This is a genomic window from Candidatus Limimorpha sp. (assembly GCF_056203535.1).
The window spans coordinates 1-23244 of the sequence record NZ_JBADWU010000005.1; the positions used below are offsets into that span (position 1 = coordinate 1).

General features: G+C 47.6%; 15 protein-coding genes. 1 reads left to right on the forward strand and 14 read right to left on the reverse strand.

The annotated features are described in order from the left end of the window. Window positions 1-204: 204 nt before the first annotated feature. The 10 genes from brxL to AC06MN_RS00540 all read right to left on the reverse strand — a co-directional run bounded on the left by brxL (window position 205) and on the right by AC06MN_RS00540 (window position 17718). Window positions 205-2238, reverse strand: a complete 2034-nt coding sequence (gene brxL, locus AC06MN_RS00495) for a BREX system Lon protease-like protein BrxL (protein WP_475670395.1) — start codon at window positions 2236-2238, stop codon at window positions 205-207. A 164-nt stretch (window positions 2239-2402) separates the two neighbouring features. Next, a complete protein-coding gene (locus tag AC06MN_RS00500; protein ID WP_475670396.1) occupies window positions 2403-4949 on the reverse strand; it encodes a PglZ domain-containing protein in 2547 nt (848 codons plus the stop codon). 7 nt (window positions 4950-4956) lie between these two features. Beyond that, entirely contained in the window at window positions 4957-6486 is a 1530-nt protein-coding gene (locus AC06MN_RS00505; RefSeq protein ID WP_475670397.1) for an RNA-binding domain-containing protein, read from the reverse strand. 33 nt (window positions 6487-6519) lie between these two features. Further along, the gene (locus AC06MN_RS00510) at window positions 6520-7326 is read right to left on the reverse strand and encodes a hypothetical protein (protein WP_475670398.1); all 807 of its coding nucleotides are present in this window, start codon (window positions 7324-7326) and stop codon (window positions 6520-6522) included. A 66-nt stretch (window positions 7327-7392) separates the two neighbouring features. Then, window positions 7393-8814: an RNA-binding domain-containing protein gene (locus AC06MN_RS00515; protein ID WP_475670399.1), complete on the reverse strand. Its 1422-nt coding sequence runs from the start codon at window positions 8812-8814 to the stop codon at window positions 7393-7395. Between the two features lie 19 nt (window positions 8815-8833). Continuing rightward, window positions 8834-11533: an Eco57I restriction-modification methylase domain-containing protein gene (locus AC06MN_RS00520; protein ID WP_475670400.1), complete on the reverse strand. Its 2700-nt coding sequence runs from the start codon at window positions 11531-11533 to the stop codon at window positions 8834-8836. Window positions 11534-11535: 2 nt separating this feature from the next. Then, the gene (gene brxC, locus AC06MN_RS00525; protein ID WP_475670401.1) at window positions 11536-15045 is read right to left on the reverse strand and encodes a BREX system P-loop protein BrxC; all 3510 of its coding nucleotides are present in this window, start codon (window positions 15043-15045) and stop codon (window positions 11536-11538) included. A 17-nt stretch (window positions 15046-15062) separates the two neighbouring features. Beyond that, window positions 15063-15671 (reverse strand): BREX protein BrxB domain-containing protein, encoded by a 609-nt coding sequence (locus AC06MN_RS00530; RefSeq protein ID WP_475670402.1) that lies wholly within the window; start codon window positions 15669-15671, stop codon window positions 15063-15065. Then, on the reverse strand, window positions 15668-16300 hold the full coding sequence (locus tag AC06MN_RS00535) for a BrxA family protein (RefSeq protein WP_475670403.1): 633 nt from the start codon (window positions 16298-16300) through the stop codon (window positions 15668-15670). Before AC06MN_RS00535 ends, AC06MN_RS00530 begins: the two co-directional genes overlap by 4 nt. Before the next feature lie 71 nt (window positions 16301-16371). Next, complete coding sequence (locus AC06MN_RS00540; RefSeq protein ID WP_475670404.1) at window positions 16372-17718, reverse strand: ATP-binding protein; 1347 nt, start codon at window positions 17716-17718, stop codon at window positions 16372-16374. Between the two features lie 730 nt (window positions 17719-18448). Between AC06MN_RS00540 and AC06MN_RS00545 the strand changes: the two genes are divergently transcribed. After that, window positions 18449-19870: a Gfo/Idh/MocA family protein gene (locus AC06MN_RS00545; RefSeq protein WP_475670405.1), complete on the forward strand. Its 1422-nt coding sequence runs from the start codon at window positions 18449-18451 to the stop codon at window positions 19868-19870. Window positions 19871-20017: 147 nt separating this feature from the next. On the opposite strand, the gene AC06MN_RS00550 is transcribed toward AC06MN_RS00545, so the two are convergent. The 4 genes from AC06MN_RS00550 to AC06MN_RS00565 all read right to left on the reverse strand — a co-directional run bounded on the left by AC06MN_RS00550 (window position 20018) and on the right by AC06MN_RS00565 (window position 23242). Continuing rightward, window positions 20018-20518, reverse strand: a complete 501-nt coding sequence (locus tag AC06MN_RS00550; protein ID WP_475670406.1) for a shikimate kinase — start codon at window positions 20516-20518, stop codon at window positions 20018-20020. Beyond that, a complete protein-coding gene (locus AC06MN_RS00555) occupies window positions 20515-21594 on the reverse strand; it encodes a TIGR04133 family radical SAM/SPASM protein (protein ID WP_475670407.1) in 1080 nt (359 codons plus the stop codon). The genes AC06MN_RS00550 and AC06MN_RS00555 overlap by 4 nt, the downstream gene beginning before the upstream one ends. Further along, the gene (locus AC06MN_RS00560; RefSeq protein ID WP_475670408.1) at window positions 21591-21998 is read right to left on the reverse strand and encodes a hypothetical protein; all 408 of its coding nucleotides are present in this window, start codon (window positions 21996-21998) and stop codon (window positions 21591-21593) included. Before AC06MN_RS00560 ends, AC06MN_RS00555 begins: the two co-directional genes overlap by 4 nt. A 113-nt stretch (window positions 21999-22111) precedes the next feature. Next, window positions 22112-23242, reverse strand: a complete 1131-nt coding sequence (locus AC06MN_RS00565) for a tyrosine-protein phosphatase (RefSeq protein WP_475670409.1) — start codon at window positions 23240-23242, stop codon at window positions 22112-22114. Window positions 23243-23244: the final 2 nt, after the last annotated feature.

The following is a 23244-nucleotide window of genomic DNA, read 5'->3' on the forward strand; positions in this document are numbered from 1 at the left end:
GCAGAGCCCGTTCCCTCGTCCGGCCGCATGGCAAAACTACGATTTTTTCACCAACTGATACAAATATGAAAACTATTGTCTAATTTTGCATCGCATCCCTGAAGTCAACAGACTTCGGACACACTGTTTGAAACACTACCATGATTGAGTCTATGATATGTCCACACCCAATAAGACATACTAGTGAAATAGCCGTTTCCTAGCTTATTGATTTGCGTAGGTTACTGTGAATGCGCGGCAGCGGCGGTTTTCCTGGGCGGCGCAGCCCATGGTGAAACGGGCGTATGGCTCGAAGATGTCGAGACCGCGGCCAAGGTAGATGCACCAACCATTGTCGGCTACAATCTTCCGGTCGTGGTCGGCTGTAAAGTCGTAGGCAAATTCGATGCTGAACGAACGCAGGTCGTCTTGAAGACCATCGAAGATGTCGATCATCTCGGGGATGGCTTCATCGTTTTCGGCGTTGGTGTGCAGAATGACTTTCAGCTCTTCCGGGGTGTCGTTGGTTTCTTTGAGCATCTGAATGAAATCAATCAGATTGTAAACCTGATAGGGCAAACGGATGAAAGGGTCGGTGATTTCGATGGCGTGGGCGGTTTGGAGATAGTCGGCGAAGAGGGTTTTGTAGGAAATCCCTGTCTGATTAAGACGGATTTCTATTGATTTGGCGGCAAGCGATGGAGTGTTGGTGACAGGTGATGGGTGATGGGTGATGGGTTGTTGGTTGTTGGTGACGGGTGATTTGCTGTATAGTGGTTGGGATGAAGGTGAGTTCAAGCCGACACATTCGAGGGCTTCGATTTGGACTTTGGTCCCATCGGATGCTTTTGTGTATTCAAAGACGGCTGGTTCGGCCTTGAAGGTCTCGTCGATAATGTATAGCTGGTCTTTGACGCGTTTGCGGCTTTCGGCGGCGAAATCGATGATTTCCAATGCCTCTTCCTGCGTGTATTTGCCATCGGGGTAGAGAAGCTTGACCAAGCCTGAGAAGGTTTTGCGGATGGCATTGTGGTCGCGTTCGGAGAGTGTGGTGCTGAAGATGGCGTATTTTTTCAGGTCGGCGGAATAGTCGAACTTGCGGAGTTCGTGAAGTACAGCAGCGACATAGTCGGTGATGAGGCCGTAGCTTTTGCTGAAGGAGTCTTTTTTCAGCATCTTGATTTCCCAGCCCGGATTATAGAGGTGTATGCGGTCTAAGAAAGCACCTTTTTGGAAGGCAACTGGGATGGACTCGAAGAGATGTGAGTTTTTGAGCATGTAGGGCACGGTGTGTTTGGTGTTGCCTACGAAACTCATGGAGGCCGTGGCTTCATGCGTTGCTTTGCCGCGGTTGAACGACTTGTTGGCGAGATAGTTCTGCATGGTGTCGATCATGACGGAATCAATCTGTTTGCCTTTCTGCTGCTCGAATTCGTCCCATGCTACCACATCCCAATAGCCGACGAGACCAAGTATTTCCTTGTTGCCCGACATCTTGACGAACAGGCGTGCCGAAGTGACGTCGCCGCCACTGACGAGAACACCATAGGGCGAAAGTTCCTGAAAGACATGGGATTTGCCTGTGCCTTTTGGACCTAATTCCATAAAGTTGTAGTTGTTCTCGACATGGGGCAAGAGGCGTGAAATGATGATGAACTTCTCGCGGCGGTTGAGGTTGTCGGGGTTGAGGCCTACGGTATGGATGAGAAAATCAATCCATTCGTCGGTTGTGAACTCATGACGCTTGTCGATGTATTCATCCAAATCGATGTTGGAGATCTGGATGGGCTTGAGATTCTGGATTTCCCAGCGGATCTTGACATCATCACCGGGAATGTATCCCACATCGACGATGCACCATACGCCGTTGCCAGAAAGGAGCTTTGGGTTCTTGCGGACATATTCGGTGCCGATGGGAATGTTGGTGAGGGTGAGGTTGGCAAATGAGGCTTCGTATTGGTCGGCCCTGTCGTTGAGCAGGACGGAAATCTTGTCGATGATACGGTAGCGGCCAGCTTCGCGGATTTTACCTTTCACTTCTTCGGCTTCGGCACGGTGTACATAGTTGGTGCGAATGATGTTGCGGGTCTTCTCCAGACCTTCTTCGATGGCATCGGGGTCATCGGTGGCGCAATACTGGCCCAGGAGGTATTCGAGAACGTATGTCGGTACGGGAAGGTTGCCTTTTACTTGGAAGGCCAAGTCCTTGCGGACGACCTTGCCGATGAAAGTGTCGAGTATTTTATTTTGTAGTGTCATGGCTCGTTTGCGTTTTTGATTGCTTGTAATTTGCTCGTAAATTTTATAGATTTACAAGATGTTAAATTATTGTTAATTAGTTGTTTATAATTTTTCTTGCTCGTAAATTGCTCGTAAATTGCTCTTAATTTTATGGATTTACGAGCGACCAAGTTTTATTTGTTTTAAAAGTCTCTTTCTATTAGGGTGTTGTTGGTGACAGTTTCGCGGATAATTGGATTCATGGGGTCTTCTGGTTTATAGATGCGAAGCTCCAAGATGTTGGATTGGGTTTGCTTGGAGAGGACGAGGTCGACTTCAAACATACGTTCAGGAAGTTCTCCTGTCGCGTTGAGAGAAATGGGATGCTCGGATGATACCAGTTCGTTGTTGCAATAGAGGGCGCAAAGAAGATCCACTTTTTTATGGGTCATGGAAACCGGCTCTAATTGGACGAGAGTTATCTTGATTCGGCCCGATGCCATGGAGAGTTTGCGGTTCATTAAGGCAACCGAAACTTCCTGACGCTCATCGGAACGTTGTTGCGAGCAATGAAGCACAGGGATGACAAGCTCCTGCAACGAAGCCCCGCCGTGAGTGAAGCGATAGCCCCCACCTTGAGCGTAGAAACGGTTTGTGCCTTTGGGCACGGCCACATAGACGGGCAAATCGTCGTCATGACTCATGCCGGATGCTTCTGACAGTTTGAACTTGGTAATGTGTTCCCTTTCTTCGTCGCTGTAGGTGAAGTAGAAGCGGTTCTTGATATGGAAGGCATTGTCGAGGATTTCGATTTTGTCTTTGTCGGCAAAATCAATGTCGTTGTAGATGAAACCGTGGTCGGCGGTGAGATAGACATCGGTGATGTTGTAGGAAGACAGAATGGAATAGATTTCATCGGCGAGACAGGTCACGGAATTGTTGATGGTATTGAGCACTTCGGTGCGGGTGCTGGCTTTATGTCCGCTATCGTCGATGTTGCCGTAGAAAACGATGACGAGCTGGTTTTTGTACATTTCGCGTTTTTCGTCGCTGTCCTTCTTGTCGAAATTGGCGAAACTATAGCAAATGGCGTTCTCGTTGTATCTGCGCACATGTTCGGTTCGTTCGTCGGTGGTGTTGATGTATTTGCCATCAGTGAGCATGGAAAAGTCTTGCAGGAGTTTCAGCGACTTATGGGGAAGTAAGGCAGGCTTGCAGTATTCGGTTTCGGAAGGCATCATGGCTATGGCATAGCCCAACTCAGCCACATGGCGGCGGCGCTTTGCTATTTCGCCCATGATTTCGACGGCAATCTCATAACGGAGGGCATCGCAGATGATGAGTGCCATTTTCTCTGTATGCGGAGTGCAGAAATCGGCGTAGAAGTTCTGCTGCAAGTGTATTCCTTCAAGGCCTGTCAGTCCACCGCCTTTTTCAGTAAGGCATTTTGTCCATTCCAGATTCAAATTGTTGGTGAATTGGGCATAATCGGCGTCGAGACGACGCTTGATGGCCATCATGTCATCGAAAACTGGAACTGTCTTGGAGAGACTGTCGAAACTGTTCAATGCCTTCCGGTAGTAGGTGTCCGACTTGTAAAGGTCGTCGGCATAACGCTTGATGTAGTCTTCGGGATGGTTGAATTTGAGCGAAGGGTATTCTGTTTTTTTCTTATAAAAACTGGCCACGGATGATAGGAATGCAATGGCAGGAAGGGTCTGTGAATTACCGTCTTGCTTATGGCTGAGCTGTTGCAGACGTTCAACAAGCCAGTCGTTGTCAGAGTAAAGATGGTTGGCTGCCAGTTGCTGCAGTATAGGCCAGCACATTGTTTCGGGCATGTAGTGGTAGTCGGCTTCGGTGCCATAACAGCCGATGATGCTTTGTTCCTTGATTTTGCCCGAAAGGGAGAGCAATGCCGTTTCAAAATTCCTGGCTATGGTCTTGTCGCTGAAGGCGAGAGCCATGATGCGGTTGATTTGATGGAGCTGGAAGGCGTTGTCTATTTTATAAGAGCAATAGGTGTCGTGTTTCTCGTCGGCAACAATTTTCTGAAGGATGGCGTTGTATTTCATCGACTCGGCCACCGGAGCAAAGCGGCGGTTGGGCTGGTTTTCGAGATAACCTACATTGAATATGGAGATGAGTTTCTGCTGCAAGTATCTGGCAACATCAGGAAATGTTACCAGACGGCGGTAAAAGGCGTCGCGCTTGGCATCATCGGATTGCACGTCAAGTATCAGTAGGCGGATGATGATGGTGTCCCAGTCGAGCATTTTGTCGGAGCCGAGATAGCCCGACAGCAAGCCGCGATATCCCAAATCGTCGTTGAAGCAGTTGCCGTAGCAGTCCTTGAAGACCGACTGGAACTTCTTGAGCTGCATTTCCCCTACATGCTTTTGAACGAAAGAGGTGTATTGCCCGCTTATGTTGTACTGCTGCATGAAGGCTTCGTAGTCGTCGTCGCGGTAGTCGGTGTTGGTGGCGAGGATGTCCATCAGAGGGAACTGCATCATTTGGGCCTGTGTGGAAGGACGCAGCCCTTCGAAAGCGAGGATGACGCGGTCGTCTTTCCAGTCGTTGAGGATTTTGTACTTTGTGTTGAACCAAGCCCCGTTGAATTTCTCGTAGCGGTAGCCGGGCTTCCATTCGTAACTGTCGAGTTCGTCGGCCTTGGTCTCGAGGCTGAAGACGAACAGGACGTGTAGGGCGGGGTTCAGGTCGAAGTATCTGTATATCTTGTCTTGCATTCGGGTTTTATATTTGTTTCAGTTTTTTCAACCAAGCCCAGCCGGCTTCGGTCAATGTGTATTTTTGTTTTGGATGGCGAGGCGTGTCAGGATAAAGCGGTGCAATGAGTCTTGATTCGATGAAAGGCCGCAGTATGGTTCTGTCGAAAGTCATGCGCGAAGACATGTTGCAGGCTTCCATCATTTCCTTTACTGACACATGCTGCTCGCTGAGCATGAGAATGGTCATGATTACTTTATCATCTACTTTATCAAAATTGGTAAAGCTTTGGTGAAGTTTGTCTATAAATAGATGATATTCACGTGATTTTGCTTCATTGTCAACTTTATCAAACGAGGTAAAGTTAGATTCGGCTGATTCTCTGACAATGACACTGAAAGCCGTGACAAGATTGATGTTGAACTCGGCTGCAGGATTGTCGTTAGCCTTTAGCAAATGCTGCACTTCGGAAATGCCGTGATTAAACATGTTGACATAGTTGAGTGTACGCATCATGCCTGCTACTACGCTATTGCGGTAATCGTTCACATAAGGGAAATTCTCCGGACGAGCTTGTCCATAAAGGCCGCCGGGGTTCATAATCTCAATATGGGTGTCATACTGATAAAGTCGAGTGGGCATGTTTGATTGGTAATCGCGATGCATGACGGCATTCATTATCAGTTCACGCAATGCCTTGAACGGATAGTTGAAAACGTCTTTTTCCCTTAAAACACTAATGGGAATGGGATGCTTGGTTACAATACCATCAGTGATGAAATTTTCAAGCATGGGAAGTGTCTTGTAGAGGCAACCTTCAAAACGGCGCTCGTTGAGTATTTCACCACCGTTGTCATTGCCTTTGAAATGCACAAATTGTATATATGCGCCAGGCATGAAATACTGCGGGTTATGACCAAACATGATGATGGCCGCAAAAGTAGGACAATCCCATTGAAGATTGAACAGCTGCAAGGAGGCAAGTTGATCTTTAAGCGGGCGTGTGTCGTTGGAGAGCGTTTCGGCATCGATGGCGCGTGGCATGTATTCCTTGATGATGGTTTCGGTGTCGATGTCATCAATGGTAGCTTCTCGGCAAGGCCTGGTGTCGAAGGTCGGCAAGCTGGCCGCACAACGCTCGGACAGAATCCGTTCCTCTTCGAGGCTGGCAATGTCTCTTCGAGGGCCTATCCTGACGAAAGTCCGTCCTCGGTAACGGACTGGCGTATCGAATGACGGCGTTACCTCTACTACCAACACATCACCTTCTGCCGTGCTCACCTTTTCAGTGTTCATCACGGGAAGGGGAAGTATGTTGCCTTCTGACCTAATGCTGCTGATTTTCTTCATCAATGCGTCATCGACCTTTAAGCCGCTGAGGTGCCCATCATCGGTAACACCTATCAGCAAATATCCTTTCTCGCGATGGCCCGGCAAGTCGTTGGCGAAGGCGCAGATGGCCTCCTGAAACTTGTCCATGTTTCCGGTCGATACTGTCCGTTCAATGCGGTAGTCCTCGTCGGAAGCCATTATTTCATATAATTCCTTTTCTGTCATTGTTTTTTATTTCAATCGGCAAACATAGCTGTCTCATTTCAATTTAGCAAGCACGGGGCCGAACTTGGCGTAGTTGACCACAACGCCGTCGTCTAAGTCGATGGCGATGTTCTGGTTGGCCACGGGGTGCAGCAGGTCGTGGTACTCGCGGCACTCCTGAAGGTCGCGCTCCAGTTTCTGGAGGGTGCGGGCTTGGGCAGAAGTGAGTTGGAGTATGCTGGCATTCATGTCGTTGATGCGGCCGGCGAGACGCTCGATGTAGGGCAGCAGGTATTTGCTTCGGATTCGCTCGACGGTGAACGGCGTCATGCGGTGCATGTAAACCAGACACTGAAACGCTCCCTTCTTCGAGGCAAAGAGCCAGTAGATGGGACGGTTCTGGTATCGTTTCTTGTGGTCGGTGTAGAAATCCTTGGCGAAATAGGTCTCAAGGTCTTTGCCCAAGGCTTCTTGCAGGAAGTTCATGTTGGCGGCGTGTTGTTCTTCGCCAAAGACGAGTTTGACGAATTCCGACATGCGTGCGGCTGCGCAGTCGGGGAAGCCGCTGTCGAGTGGCATGAGCGGGATGATGCCGTCGTCGTCGATGGTGAAGGAGGAGAGGGATGGGTGATGGGTGACGGGTGATGGGTTGTTGGTGCTATTGCAGCTCCCTTCGACAGGCTCAGGGAGCATGTCGATTTCGTAAGGTTCCAGTTCTTCGGGCGACGGGTTGGGATGGGCGATGTGGAGGCCTGGACGGTCGAGGCGGTAGCGGCCCATCATGCAGCCTATGGCGTAGCTGATGAGCTGTTTCATTATGTTATCATCGTGCCATACTATATGTTGTTTGTTTGTATCCATTTGACTAAAATCTAACTAAAATCCGACTAAAAACTAACTAAAAACTAACTAAATTTTGACTGCAAGTTACTTATTGTCCTTTCCCTCTTTTTTCTCATCATGTAAAGGATAATAGCCCCCTGTCTTGTTTGAGCCTCGGAATTCTATTTTCTTCATGTCCATCAACATTTTTATATATCTGCTCACAGTCGTTCTGCTCGTTTTGGCTAACTCCATCAAGCCGATTCTGTTGATGCCGGGATGTGCTTCTATTAATTTAAAAATATCGTATAATGGGAAACTATCGTTTCCGACTTGGACATCATCATTTACAGGTCCATTTATAGGTCCATTTTCAGGATTTACAGGTCCATTTATGGGATTTACAGGTCCATTTATAGGTTCATCCGTAAGTTCAAATGCAAAAGGAATAGTCACTTTGATGAAATTATCCATGAACTCGAATACTTTTTTGCCGTATCGTCTTACCACCAAAGGCACGCCATGTCCTGTCTGTTCCATCAAGTCGAGACGAATGAAGAGTCTTGCCAGTTCTTCGTTGACGGGTTTTGAAACTCCTTTGAAAAAGTCCTCTTTCGAAAGGTTGGTTGGAAGGCCTCCCGTTGAAATAATCTCCAAGCGGTCGTCGAAAACCGAAATGGCCGGAGGCGTTCCATCGACCCAATTGTTGTGCAGACAAGCGTTGTACCATGCTTCGCGGAAGGCCTCGTTGTCGAACAGCCGCTGTTCTTTTCTTTCGTCTCTTACCATGCGCGTTTGGGTGGAGTTCACCACATCGGCGCAATAATCGTAGGCTTGCTTCATGGCAATCAGCAGGCACTTGTCGCCATATTCGTTGCGCATGACGATATTGTCGGCTTTGCTCCTGCCGCTGAACCGAACCACCTTAATGGACACCTCGTTCTTGTCGGCCAACAGTTCCGCCAATTTGTTGTATACGCCAGATGAGGTGAGCAGATGGAAATTTTCTTCAAAAGTGGCTTCGTTGATGTTCAGTCCTTTTTCGACGAGCATCATGCGCAGGTATTGGAAGGTGAATGTCTTCATCTTGCTGGCTATCTCGGTGATGCTCATTTTCGAGGAAAGGTATTTGCTGTGGGTGTTTTCTATCTGCTGTTCGGTCATGGAGCGGCAGGTAGTGCCTACCCTGAGGAAACAGCCTTGCGCACTGCGACCGTATTTCTTGATGTAGAAGAGATTGACACCACGTGTCACCTTCACTTCCACAACGTGTTTTCCATCTTCGTAGCGTGTGCCCAGTTCCACCAATTCGCGGCAATCGGGCAGTATTTGATCCTCCACAATGTCGGCCACCTTTTTCAAGGTTTCATCCAGTTTTGGCACACCGCACACCACCCCATCATCCTCAACGCCGATATAGACTGTGCCGCCATCGGTGTTAAGGAAAGCGACTATTTCCTTTACAACAGTGTCGTTGAAGGTTCGCTTCAACTCCGTGTGTTCATCTTCTATATATTTTCTATTCATGGTTGTAAAAGTAAAAAAACTATTCCTCAATGCTAATCTCCCCTTGCTGCAGTATGGTAATTTCATCGAGGGGCACATCGGGCGTGAGTTCGTCCTGCAGGCCGTAAATCTCGATGAACTGGCGGTTGAGTTCCTCTTCGTTGGCGTGGAGCTGGCCGAAGCGTTGCTCCCAGTCGTACTTGTAGGCGTTGAGGCAGTCTTCCAGGCTTATGCCGCCGTTTTCGGGGTTGCGGCTCACACGGCTTCTTGGCGGCAGGCCTTCGCCATCGTCGGTACAGCCTTTGGCATAGCGCACCAGTTCGTTCTCCTTGAAATCCCATGAGGTTTCGTGGGCATCCCAGTCGGAACAGGATATGGCGATGTTTGTTTCAACTAATCTGTTAATTTCGTCATTATTATGTGAAATAATTAGGGGTAAATTGTTGATGTCAATGGCTTGGACATTGATTGTCGGATTTATTATTGGTAAAATTCGGTTTGCAATTTTGGATGCTAGAAAACCAAGGGTATAGAATTGTATTTTTTTGTTGTTGAAAAAACAAGGAGAGCCTGCAACATCCCATAAACTACCTTGTGGCAAAAATCTACATGAAAAACTTCCCGATGTAATAAATGGCCAAGTTAGAGCTTCTTGTAAATAAAGATGAGACAGTGTTGTTTTTGCTCTATTGAAATGCTCTTTTTTTGACCAATTAACCACATAATCATGATTGCCATACCATTGTCTCCTCACTCCTCCTTTTGAATATGGTATCCACATCATTTTCTTGATATTGATATCATTCATGGATTTAAAGTTTAATGCCAATTTGTTATTAGATACTTCATGCCAAAGTCGTAGATATTTATTGTTATCACCTATGGTCATGCCTGTTATAACATTAGCATAATCTCGTATTTTCTTATTTTCAAAAGCCTCAATCATTTTTTCACTCACCCAATACCCCAAAGGACAGCCAGGGATTCTCTTGAAGTTGGATTGGGAGACATTGAAAACACCGTACGATTTATTGAGGAACAATTGCTGTATTTGTTCGATGCTCCTTACTTGGACATGTTCTTTGAAAAGCCTACGGTAATATCCTTTTCCGTTTGATTTGCAATTTTGTATTGTAAATGCAACAGAACCAAAATCAGAACCGAAAATACCTCTGCCTAAATGTATAAGGCTTGAAATGTATTGGCTGTCAATTATCAGTTTTCTTATATCTTCAAAAGAACCAAGGAACATCCATGAAGGTAGATTAATCATCGCCCAATATCCATTTGGTTTGGTATAATCCATTGCTTTCATCATAAAAGCAGTCATCAAATCAGATTTACCTTCTTTATAGTTTGAATCGAGGTATCCCTTTAATTGCTTGTTCATGTTAGCAGCTCCCATGTATGGCGGGTTCATGGCGATGGCGGCATATTTTTGGGTCAGTGCCAGCACCAAAGGATGTGTTTCGCCAGGGAGAGGCTCCAGTTTCATGATGCTGCCGAGGTTGTCGGCTTGTTTGAGTAAGGGGTAGCGGTCGCACACGGGGTCGTCGGGCGCGGGCATATCAAGCACGCGGGGCATCACCTCGCAGCCGATGGCATCAGGCCATTGCTGGCAAGCCTTCAGCATGAGGGCGAAAGTGGCCAGCTGGCGGGCGCGCGTGTCGATGTCAACGCCGGTGATGTTGTGTTCAAAGATGGCTTTGATGGCCTGGCGGCGCGTGTAGCCTTCTTCCTTGTAGATGGCGAAGAGAACGTCGAAAGCCTCGTTGAGAATGTGGCCCGAACCGCATGAGAGGTCGGCGAAAGTGAGATTTTCTAAAGTGGAAAGTGGTGAAGTGGAAAGTGGTGCTTCGGCTCCGCTCAGCACCCGAGGGGTGTCGATTAGGTATTTCCATTCGTCTTTCAGGGGGCTGTCGGGGTTGTTGTCGAGGTAGATGCGTCCGAGGGTGTTTTGCACCATGTATTTCACAATCCAGTTTGGGGTGAAGATTTGGGTGGCGGCGGGTATGTCGTCGGCTTCGGCCTTGTGGCCGCTTTTGAATGAGGCAAAGACTTCGTCCTTGCGTTCGGCGATATAGAACTGGTAGAGCCAGCCGATGAGTTCGGTCGACTCGTAGTCGTGTGCAGTAATGAATGACGAGCCGTTCAGCAGGCTGAGGAAACCGTTGGAGGCAAGGATGTTGGTGGGCAACAGCAGTTCGGTGAAGTCGTTGAGTGTGCCAAAACACTTGTAAAGGATAGGCGTCGATTGGCAGAAGGCCACGATGAGGATGGCAAACTGGTCGGTGATGCGGTTGTCGTCGGCGATGATGGCCTTGAGGCGCGAGGCGTCGAGGCCCGACATGTCGGGACAGATGCCTTCGTGGGCTTGTTTCACTAAGAGCGGGATTCGGACATCGGACGATTCGAATTCGAGCACCGGGCTGATGAGGCCGTTTTTGGCGAGTATCTGAATGGCCATGAGGCGGTTGAACCAGGTGTAGGCGCCTTCTTCGCAAACCTGACGGAAACCGTGGCGTGCTATTTCGTCGTGCAGGCGCATCCATTTGCCGTAAAAAGCCACATCGTAGAATTCGCCTTGGAAGAGCGTCCCGTCGGTGGCCTGAATGGGATAATCGGATTTGTCAACCGTTCCGTCGTCCTTGAAACCAAGGGCGTTCATTTTGCTTTTTACTCCCGACAGGAGCGATTTCCGTGCTTCGGTGGCGAAAGTCCTGAGTTGCGTTGTGTTCATGGTCAGATGATTAGGTCGTTGTTTTCGAGAGCCGACAACATGCGTTGTTTCAGATCCTGCAAATAAGCGTCGAGTTCGTCGGCAGTCTTGATGATGCAAGGGCTGCCGTTAGAGAAACGGTTGAATTTGACGGACTTGCGCTTGCCGCCTTGCGCGCGTTCCATGATGATGTTGACCCACTTGTTGAAAAATTCGGTGATGTCGGTGCTGTTTTTCAGCTTGTCGATGCTTTGCGAAGCGCAAGCGTTGGCGATGGTCGATTCGCGGTGCGGCAAGATGTTGGTGTTCACCTTGTTGTCGTTGCACAGTCTTTCGAGTTGGTCGAAAGCCTGGTTGAAGGCATCCTTCACCATGGCGGCATATTGCTGTCGGATGGCGTTGAGTTCCTGATGGAGTTTGTCGCGGAGTTTCTTGTATGCGTTGAGCCTGTCGAAAGGATGCTCGTCGGTTTCGATGGCCTTGAGGTTTTCGAGGTCGGTCAAGCAGCTTTCGTTGAGATAGGCGAAATTGTCCTGGTTGTCCTTGATGAAATTGCAGATGCTGTCGTAGTGTGTTTTTTGGTCGGTGGCGAAATCGGTGATTTCGGCACACACATCGCAAAGGCCCTTGGCCAGGTCTTTTTCGCTGATGACAAGGTTGAAGAACTTGGTTTCGTCGCGTTCGGTGTTCCAGTTGCTGAGCATATCGATGTATTGCTGCACGAACTTGGAGAAAGGAGTGTTTCCGATGGCGGCAGCAGTCTTGGCATGGTTGGCGATGAGTTTAGCGATGGCGGTTTTGGCCACATCGAAGACCTCGGAAGCTTCCTTCGACTTGAAGGTGGTCGAATTCTTATAGATGACATTCCATGTTCCGATGAAGCTGTTGACCAACTCGGAAGAGATGACGGCGGCGGGCCGCAACGTCATGTCCTTCGGGTTGCCGATGGCGGCGGCAATGGTGTCGAGTTTAGTGAAACGGTCGCCTTTGACATACCAGTCGAAGAGGTGGCGTCGCACCAATTCGTTCACTATGAAACTCGTGGCGATGGGAGACCATCCGTAAGGAGCCTTGGCGTATCGGTTCTGGATGTCGGCAAGCGAGATGTCGGGTTGGGTCTTGATGAAGGTGTTGATCACTTGCTCGGCATCGCCCAAAGGTGCTGTGGCATAGTAGTTGGCGTCGATAGGTTTCATCACGGCAGCGCGTAGCGATGCTATGTCCTTGGGGACAGTAGAGCCGGCGGCTTTCTTTGCGTGATAATAATAGTTGGCAAAATGAGCGTCCAAGGCGCGGCGATAGCGTTCCTTGCCTTTGGCATTGCCCAATTCTTTTGAAGAGAGTGCGTTTTGTCCGGAGAAGACCTTGCATGAGTCGAGCATGTCGGCGATTTGCTTCTGAATCTTTTCGGTGTAAAGACGTTTGGCCTGGTCGCGGAATTTGTCGTTAGCCTTGGCACGTGCTTCGGAAGCGCCGTTGGCCGACTTGGTGAGATAGTTCTGCACCCTGCAATACCAGCGGAAGTCTTTCAGGAATTCGGAAGTGGAATCGTGATAGGCGGGGGTGAGGTAGAACATCAGCGAATTGCTGTCGTTGTTGAGGTAAGTGTCGCCGTCAATGACAACGGCAGGGTCGATGAGAATGGTAATCAGCATGTCTTCGCCGTTTCGGGAGAGGAAACGGTAGCCGTCAATGTCGAGACCGATTTTAAACGAATTGTTATAGAAGGATTCCTTTTCCTTGATGCCTAAATAACTGAATACCTCGTTGTAAAGCTGGCGGTCCAATTCGTCGAAACCTATTCTTTCGTTGTTTATCAGGTTAGCCACATCAATTTCGTCCTCGGTATAGAAATCGTAGAGTTCGAGTCCGTCCTGGTTTTTCGACTTGTACATGATGTTTTTGTCGCAAAGGAAGGAGAGCACGTCGGTGATGGCGGCGTTAAGAGTTGCGCGGGCTTCGTTGACATCGCGCAGCATAAGCGTTGTGATGTTTTCGGTGGTTGCAGGGAAGAGCAGCCTGTCGGTAACGGAAAGGTTGCAAATCATGAACATCACATCGACGACACGCTTGGCGAAAACCTTGTCGTGCAGATAGCCATCGGCCATGTCGTCGGCCTTTTGCTTGGCAATACGGGCGCGAGGTGTCAGGCTTTCCTTGAACATGGCGTTGTAGAACTGGTCGAAAGAGATGAAGTGGCCTATTTCATCGTTCATGGTGAGCATGGCGGTGCTGTGCGTGACATTAATCATGGAACGCTCGGTGCCACGCACCTGCTTGTTCACATAGTCGAGGGCATCGAACGAGTTGAAGACCTGCAGCATCAGTTTGAACTGATAGGGAATGAAAGGGTAATAGTCGATGAAGTTGTCTTTTGAGGTGAAACTATAGTAGGAAGCGGGCAAATGCAGCATGGTTTCGATGGCTTCCTTATCGGCGTCGTAAAGTCGCCCCAGCTCCAGTTCCCCTGAACCGTTTTTGTCGAGAATACGTTTTTGTGTGATGTAGTCGGCTTTAGTGCCTTCAAGCGACACCCTGACTTCGAATCGGCCCATGATTTTGCCAAACTGGTCGGTGCCAGAATTGAAATTGCAGGCCTGGGCCAAATCAGAGAGAGCCTGTTGGGCGGTGCAGGCAGCCCACACCTTGTCGCCACAGCGATTGTGGAACATGGTTACGATTTCCTGAAGTTGCAGGAGCAGGTCGCCCTGAACACCGACGAACTGGCTGACCTCATCGACGAGGAAGAGCAAGCGGAAATCATCGTTTTTGTTTTTGAGATAGTCGCAAAGGTCATCGGCGAACGATTCAACGCTGATATTGGTGGCATCATTTAGGATGAGGTCGCGCTGGACAGAGAAATCGGGGTCGATTTCCTTTGCCTTGCGAAGCACAAGGTCGAGGCGGTTTGTAGCCAACCGATAGGATTGCTCGTCCCAGTCGAAGCCTTCGGTTTTCAGCAGGTCCTTGAATTGCTGTAGCTTGCCTTGCTGAGCCAGATTCTTTTCGAGATGCAAGGCAAGCGATATGTTGTATCCATTAAAACCACAGTGCTTGTTGAAACGGTTCCAGAAAGCGTCGAGGAATGTGTTGCTGCGGTTGACACGGATATTGTTGACGGTGCCAATGTTGAACAGGATGACCTCGACTTCGGCTTTTTTCAGCCAATTCATCAGGTCGATGACTTGGAAAGGCTGTATTTCGAGGTTAGATTGAATGGGGTCAGCCTCCTTGACGGCGGTCAGCAGGCGATTCATGGCGGCTTCGCTAAACCTCTTGTCAAGACAGTAGTTGAGGTATTTCAGGAAATGAGACTTACCCGAACCGAAATAACCGTCAATCCAAATGCCGTCGTGACTCTTGTCGCGGTTTCTGATGGCCACCAGAATGTTGTATAGGCCTTGTATGATTTCATCGGTGAAGACATACTCTTCGATTTCGGTTTTGATGGTTTTCTCATCGAAGCCGTCGGCGGAGACTGCGGGATTAAGAGATCTGTCGATTTGCCATTTGTATAACTCGAACTGTTTCATTATGCTGAGGTGTTTTTTTAATTCAATAGTTTAATGGTTCTATAAGGATTGGTCTCGGCAAAGCGGTTGAAGAGGCCAAACTGCTTGTCGCTGCAATTGCCTGGATAGAACATGATGATTTTGTAGGCGTCGGGGTCGTTGAACTTTTCGTAGCAGTCGAAGAAGACATGGGCACGAAGATAAGGAAACATGTTGCCGATGCCAGTGAGGAAGACGAAAGGACGGCGCTTTGCATCATTCTTTGCCTTGTGTTCCATGATGCGGTTGTGGATGAACTGATAATACTCGTCGCTGCCAGCTTCTTGCATTAGGCTTTGGGTAACGATGTTAGGCTCTGTAAGGTCTTGTTTAAGCAGATCTTCGAGATAAGGAGGCTCGTTGGCACCAAGGCGAATGGATTTCAGATAGTCGCAGAATAAGTCGAAGAGATTCAGGATGAGGATGTCGAGGTGCTCAGACGGACGGTAAAGGTTTTCCTGATACTGTTTCAGCTGGGTATATATCTCGGCTTCCTGTTGAGGCTCATACTGAAAGACATAATAGTTGTAGAACAAGTTGATAGTTGTGTTCTGGAAATCCTTGTCCTTCAGTTTCTCGTAAAGCTGTTCGATAGTCATAGGTGTCATAACAGAGCAGATTTGATTTGTTCAATTTCGTATGTCTGAAGCAAGCAGGCCTCGAGGAACCAATCTTCGCCGTGGTTGAGGTAGTAGGCGTAGGCTTGAGGCTGTGCTTTGAGAGGCTTGAGCTGGGCATTGAAGAGATCCAACATTCCAACCTGTCGCAAGATGGTGAGAAAAGATTTTGCAACGGTGTCTTTAGTGTTGTCAGTCCAACTATCAACAAAAGCATCGTTGACGGCAATCTCGGAAAATGCCATCATCAAATCTGGTTTGGCGAGTGTTTGTACCACGGAATTCCATTTACGCAAGACGGCCTTGATGTGAAAATCGAATGCGATGCGGTAAGTTTTGAGGATGACATAAAGGAGGGCGATGCGTTTCGCTTGCTCGTCGAGTGTCAGATACCAAGTCCAGAAATCACGTGGCATGGCATCGACGCGCCGTTTGTATTCTGCGATGACGCGTTGGCGTGATTTGTGCGAATTGATATGAAGTGTATCGTTGTTCTCGATTTCGTGTTTGATTAGAGCGTCCCTGTCGTCGGACAATAATATGGGTAACATGAGATTAAACTCGTTGAACTGCAATCCGCAGGCTGTAAGGGAAGCACTATATGGACTGAGATTTGGCATCTTCTTGAGGAATTTTGCTTATAAAAAGGCAAAAATACGTTTTTTTTTGAAATACACCTACAATAATATAATCACACTTCCTTCCCCAAAATCGGCTCAACCTGTCCGGCATAGTAGAACGGTACGTTGACTAATCGGAAATGCTTGCCGTTGGGTGTCGTCACATCGTCGACGGAATAGGGCTTCGACCAAAACCTGATGGCCAAACCGTGGTTGGTGGCATCCATGAATTGATGCAGTGAACGCAAGCGTGCATTGTGCCCCGATTTGACCTCGATGGGAATCTGCAGGCCTTGGAAAGGGTAAAGGAAATCCACTTCGGCATCGGAACCGTGCTTGTCGTTGCGCCAGTAACTGCGTTTTGCCAAAATGTTGTCATTTAATGCGATAAGCTCCTGCCCTACAATATGTTCTGCAATTCTGCCGCGCCAAACATCGTTGATGTCGGGCGTGGAAAACACATCCTGCTGCAAACCGACGGCGAAATTCACCAGACCAGTGTCTAACCACAGCAGTTTCGGTTTTCTGCGCTGGTTGGGCAAAACGGGCGACTGCACTTCGCCGGTCGGGTAAACCAGTTCCATCAGCATGGCTTTCGAGAGGGTCTGGAAAGCCTCGCTGATTTCACGCGAGCGGTAATTGGTGTTGGCAAATCCTTCAAACACAATGGCTTCGGCGGCTTGTGTCCAGCCGACTTCCAAAATGGTGCGGATTACCTTTATTAATGCGGTGCTGCTGCTGTATTTTTCCACGTCGTCCTTGTAGGTCTGCAAAAGCGAGGTGTAGATGCTACTCACCGAAAGCACATCCCTTTTCTTGGCGTATTGCACGATGGCCGCTGGCATTCCGCCGACTAAGGTGTATTCGCGGAACTGCCGCATCACTCTTTCGTGAATGGCGGGGATGACATTGAGGTTGCAAACGTTTTCGGCATCGAAATCATCGCCTGTGCCGTTTTGAAACTCGGTGAACGAGCAGGGACGCAAGGCCATGAACTCGACACGCCCGACTGGGAACGAGATTTTCCGCAAGTCCATGACGGTTTCCAACAGCGAACCAGCCGCAATCACATGGATGTGGTTGGCCTCTTCGTAGAAATAACGCAGCATGGCCACGGCACGTCTCGAATTTTGGATCTCGTCGATGAAAAGCAAGGTCGAGCCGTTGCGTTGCTGTTGCCGTTTGTGCATGAAAATGGCTTGGATGAGCAGATTCACATCGTTGTTGGCCTCGAAAAGTGTGCAATCGTCTTCTTTTTCAAGGTTCAGATGCAGGAAAATGTCGTATTCTTTGGCAAATTCTTTCACCAAAGTTGTCTTCCCGACTTGCCTTGCTCCACGCAACACCAAAGGCTTCCTTGTTTCGCTGAATCTCCATGCGCGTAGCTTGTTTAGCGTATTTCTTTGAATAACTTCCATTATATCAATAATTTATTTAAAAGATATTCCTTTATTTACCCTGCAAAAATACAACTTTTTTGTAATAAAGTAACGGTATAATTTGATTTTTTTTGTAATAAAGTAACGGTATAATTTTGGAAATCTTGTAACAAAGTAACGGTATAATTTGGATTTTTCTGTAACAAAGTAACGGTATAATTTAAGTAGGTGATCAAAATTAGTTTACATATTGAAAACGAGGCATCGAGGTCGCGGGAATGCGAGATTACGAGGCATTCCGGCATCCCGAAGCCTCGCAGTCTCGAAATCCCGTGTCCTTTATAATGTAGTTTAATTTTGAATAGTTACTTAACTAAACTATAGCCAATCTTTTTTCTTCTTTTCTCCTCTCCGATTCCCCCTAATCGGTGTTCATCGGGCTCCGCATCTTCGATGCTCTTGTGGCAAAACCAAACATATTGTGTGTTCCGATTCCACTTCTTAACCACGATTATTTTTTTTGACCGCGAATTTAGCAAATTCAGCGAATAGGAATCCGCTACGCGTATTCCTATTAAAAATCGGCCAAGTCTAATTCGCAGTTGCAAATTTATCATTAAAAGTGTAATTTTGCTGTCGGAATCAACTTAATTGGAAATTGGCTGATTATTAGAAACACATCAAATCTAAATTTTAATAACGGATCTGGAAAAAGATTTTGAATCTGATCTTCTTTAATCACAAAATGCTGAATAAATCTCTAAACAATATGAATAACAGATTTTTACACATGATTCTAAGCATCGTTCTTTTGCTTGGAATCAGTAGTTGCGGCTCAAAAAATGCCAAAACAGAAGAGAAAAACTACAAAATCGTTGATGGAACCATCGTTTTCGATGAACCGCAACGCAAGGACGGACAAAAAAGCGTGTTGCAGTTTGCCGTCGACCCGATTGAAAACGTGCGCATCGGCTTCATAGGCCTTGGCATGAGAGGTCCTGATGCCGTCAACCGCATGACTTGCATTGACGGCGTCAGTGTGGTTGCCTTGTGCGATTTGGAGCCAAACCGCGTGGAGAAAGTGCAACTGGAAATCCTTGAAGCTAAAGGGCTTCCTCGCGCAGCAGCCTATAGCGGCGAAGACGGTTGGAAAGCTCTTTGCGAGCGCGACGACATCGATTTGGTGTATATTTGCACCAACTGGCAAACCCACGTCCCGATGGCCGTTTACGCCATGCAGCACGGCAAGCATGTTGCCGTTGAAGTGCCCGCCGCCACATCATTGGAAGAATGCTGGCAACTTGTCGATGTGGCTGAACAGACACAGCGCCACTGCATGATGCTCGAAAACTGCTGTTACGATTTCTTTGAAATGACAGCCCTCAACATGGCACAACAAGGTCTGTTTGGCGAAATCATACACGGCGAAGGCGCCTATATCCACAATCTTGAACCGTATTGGCCATATTATTACAACAACTGGCGTCTCGATTTCAATCAAAAGCACAGTGGCGACGTCTACCCTACCCACGGCTTAGGTCCTCTTTGCCAAGTGTTTAACATTCACCGTGGCGACCGCATGAAGACTTTGGTCTCGATGACAACGCCATCCATCAACGGCAAGAAAATCGCCCGCGAAATGATGAAAACCAACGATTTTGCCAACGGCGACATGACAACCACCATGATTCAGACCGAACAAGGAAAAACCATGCTTATCGAGCATGACGTTTACACCAACCGTCCTTACAACCGTTTGTATCAACTGACTGGAACCGAAGGATTTGCCAACAAATATCCGAGCGAAGGTTTTACCGTTTTGGAAAAGAATCTGCCCGATTATCTTCTTCCTGAAGATCATGAAGCCCTCGACCCTCATGATTTTGTGCCCGAATCCATCGAGACCATTCTTCTTGATGCCTACAAACATCCTATTGCCAAGGAAATCGAAGAAAAGGCAAAGGAAGTCGGCGGTCATGGCGGCATGGATTTCATCATGGACTACCGTCTGATTTACTGTCTCCACAATGGTTTGCCGTTAGATGAAGATGTGTATGATGCCGCCGAGTGGTCCTGCTTAGGCGAGCTTACCGCAGCCTCAATCGAAAATGGAGGGATGCCAGTAGCCATGCCCGATTTCACGCGCGGCGACTGGAACAAAGTGCATGGATTTAAACATGCCGTAAAATAAAAGCGGAAATTAATAAACAACAATAAATCAAAAGGGCTGAACCAAACGTGGTTCAGCCCTTTTTGATTCGTTCGTATTGTTCCTGATTTATCAATCACTTATAATAAACTGAATTACAACATAATACAAAAACTCAAATTCAAGTCATTATTGCAAGAGAGCCAATAGTGCTTCAATATCCAAGTCCTCGCCTTTTACAACACATTGCGCCTGCTCATAGAACGGCATCCTTGAACCATAATGCTTCCCGACAAATGCCGCCAATTCGGTTTCGGTCTTGCCTGCCGCCAAAGGACGTTTTTTCTTTGAAAGCCTAATGCGGTTGACAGCCGTCTGCGGACTGATTTTCAAAAAAACAGTCGTTCCATGCTCATTCATCCAAGCCATATTGTCATTGAAACATGGCGTTCCGCCACCTGTTGAGATGACGGCATTTTCAAGATTTTCAGTACTTTGCAAAATCTTCGACTCCAATTTTCGGAACAAGGCTTCATCGTATTTGTGAAAAAAATCATCGACGGAGATATGATATTTTTCCTCAAACAGGGCATCGGTGTCGTAATGCTCCCAACCCAAGCGATGCGCCAAGCGTTTGGCAGCGGTCGTCTTGCCCGCGCCCATGTAGCCGACTAAATAAATACGGTTCATTGCGCTTCCGTAATCATCTTATACTGACACAATTGCAGTTTTCCATCGCCATCGCGGAGGTGCATTCCGTTGCCTTGGCAATAACGCCAGACCTTGCATTTGGCGCACTCGTCTTTCTTCATCCAAGAGCGGTCGCGGTAAGGTTGGAAACGGTTTTTCCAAACTTCCCAAAACGAGTCCTTGTAAATGTTGCCCTGATGATAGTCATTGCGGATGCTCAGGCAGCCCGAAATGGAGCCATCGGCCAAAACCGAAGCAATGTTGACGCCGGCACTGCACGAAAAATAATGGCTCCTCACCTGCCCTTCGTAACGACCCAGATAGCCATCGCAACCATAGTCGGTCGTGATTTTGCCTTGCAGCCTCGTCTGCTTGATGAACTCCATCATGTAGACAAACTGCTCGTTCGACAATTTCAAATCAGGCTCATTGGCGGCGCGGCCAAAGGGAAAAACGGTGAAAAGCCGCCATTTCGGAATACCCAAACCTATCAGATAATCACGGAATTGCGGCAGATATTTAATGGTGCGCTGATTGACGCAGGTAATCACATCCCAAGTCAGTTCGGGATGCTGTTTCATGGCCTCGACAGCCGTCAAAACACGCTTGAAACTTTCAGGATTGCCACGCATCCAGTTATGGTCATCTTCAAAACCATCGAAACTGACGGCAATGGAACGCAGCCCGTTGGCGGTCAGTTCGTTGAGTTTCTCGGCTGTCAGGAACATGCCGTTTGTCACCATGCCCCAGATAAAACCACGTTTCGTGATTTCGGCACCGCAATGCGCCAAATCCTTGCGCATCAGCGGTTCGCCGCCCGTGGTGATGACCATGATTTTGCCAGGATCCTGTTTCGTTTTGATTTCATCGAGCACTTTCAGGAAATCATTGAGGGGCATGTCGGCCTGTTCGGAAAGTGTACGGCAATCGCTGCCGCAGTGACGGCAATTCAGATTGCAGCGCAAGGTACATTCCCAAAACAGTTGGTGAAGTTCGTGATCCTCAATGCGTTGCTTCAACACAGCATGATTGAGTTCCAACGAAACCTTCTGCAAAAACGAGTATTCGCGGCTCATTCCTTGTCCAAATCTTCCAGTTGCTTCTGGATTTCGGCAGCTTCGGTCTTGAGGCGATTCGTCTCATTGCGGTAGCGTTCCATCACTTCCGGCGAGCCATAAATGCAAGCGCCTTCGCGGCGTTGAAGAATGTTGGAAATAGAATCCAACTGCTGTTGCAATTGCTGCTTACGAGCCTTTTTATCAGGATTTCTCATCTCGTTGATACGTTGTTCAATTCCGTCTAAACGAGCATTCATTTCATTGATTTCTTTCTGATTGGCGACAGGAGCTTCCACTTCAGGACTGCCATATAGTGTCTCAAATTTGTTACCCTTTGAGGAGTTCTTATTACCAACGCAGGCGACTAAAAAAGCGAGGCCCGACAAAAGGCTAATCCAAACGATTCGTACGACTTTTTTCATGATAGGATATGTTATAACGCGGCAAAGATAATATTTTTACCGTTACATAACCAATGATTTTTATACGCTGCATTTGATTTATTGGAAACTGCACTCATAAGCCAATGACAATCTCAATCGCACAAAACATGCTGCAAGTGGTCAATTTCGGTTTCCGTCAGGCCATGATTAAGCATAAACCTACGGACCGAAGCCTCCAGGTCAATTGTCGGCAACAGACTTTCATCATCAATACCGCAATAATACATCAAAGCATCGTCAAGGCGAAGGCTGACGATGATATTATAGAAAGTCGGATTATTATACTGGTTATAATTGTAATAGTTTTCGTAAGTCAGCATGTAATCATCTACAATTTCAGCATAACTCGCCCCACAAATGGCTTCCAAAACAGCGCAAGCGTATCCTGTTCTGTCTTTTCCTTCAAGACAATGCACCACATACGGACCTGGTTTTTCACACATTTCAACCATGCCTTTCAGCATCTTGGCATCCGTTTCATCAGATCTGTAGTTCGCATTTATCATGCAAGGCACCACGCGACCCGATTCATAAAGCCAGCGTGAGTATTCCGGCATACCGTCAACCAAAAATTGAAGACTCTCATCATCATCGGCCAAGTCCAGCACACAGCCGACACCTTTTTCCTGAAGAAATGACGACACGTAAAAAGCCCTGTTGTTTAAATCATCAAACGGAGATGCCGTTCGGAAAAGGCGGCCTTCAGCAATCCTACCGAATTTTACTTCCCTTGCATTCGCAAACCGAACAGCGTCATTCTGATAATCAGCAATGTCATTTGAATAACTTACACCCATAGCCTGCTGAATATCAATAGCACCACCCTTTTCAAACATGCTGAAAGAGAGTTTTGCTCCCGCAACAATTCCAAGATTATCAGGTACAGGGGAGAAAGATGACGCAATAAAGACATTCGGATAATCATTGTAACTGACAGCCTGAATACCTCCAAAACCACAATAATAACCATCATAATACGGAAGGCTAAACACCGTATCGCTACTCGTCATCTGTAAGACATCACCCAATTCAAAACCAGCATCTGCCATTTCTTTTGGTGCAAGTTTCAGCAGAGCATTTCCAAAGTCATCAAAACCAATGACTTCCGTATCAAGGACGATTGGCTTATCGGTCTTATGACACGCCGAAAAGCTAATTCCAAAGACAATAAAAACTGACAAAACAACACAGACATTTTTCATTTTTTCCAGCATTTCTTTCATGA